Origin of the sequence: Sphingomonas sp. CFBP 13720, from assembly GCF_014842075.1 — a bacterium.
Classification (GTDB): Bacteria; Pseudomonadota; Alphaproteobacteria; order Sphingomonadales; family Sphingomonadaceae; genus Sphingomonas.
The window spans coordinates 1-325 of the sequence record NZ_JACYVA010000026.1; the positions used below are offsets into that span (position 1 = coordinate 1).

Genomic DNA, 325 nt, shown 5'->3' on the forward strand with positions numbered 1-325 from the left:
TCGCCTTCACCGCCGATGCCGCGACGCGATCAATTACGCCTCGCCACCTGCTATCCCACTCTAGCGGCCTGCCTAACTGGCGCGACGAAGCGGACGAGCCGCTAACAAGCGCGTTCGCTCCCGGCACACGATTCCGCTACTCCGGCGAGGGTTTCGTCCTGCTCGGCCGGTTGGTCGAGGCAGTTTCAGGCCAGACCGCCGCTCAGGTGGTCGAGACGCGGATCCTGCGACCGGCAGGAATGGGCCGAAGTACCTACGGATGGGCGCGGGGCACCGCGCCGCCGGTTGCATGGGCGCACGACGGCGGTGGCGTTGTACTCGTCGA

1 protein-coding gene is annotated in these 325 nt (G+C 67.7%); it reads left to right on the plus strand.

Annotation, left to right across the window (positions count from 1 at the left end):
- Positions 1–325, plus strand: a 325-nt coding sequence (locus IFT55_RS17130) for a serine hydrolase domain-containing protein (RefSeq protein WP_192093565.1), incomplete at both ends; no start/stop codon positions are given.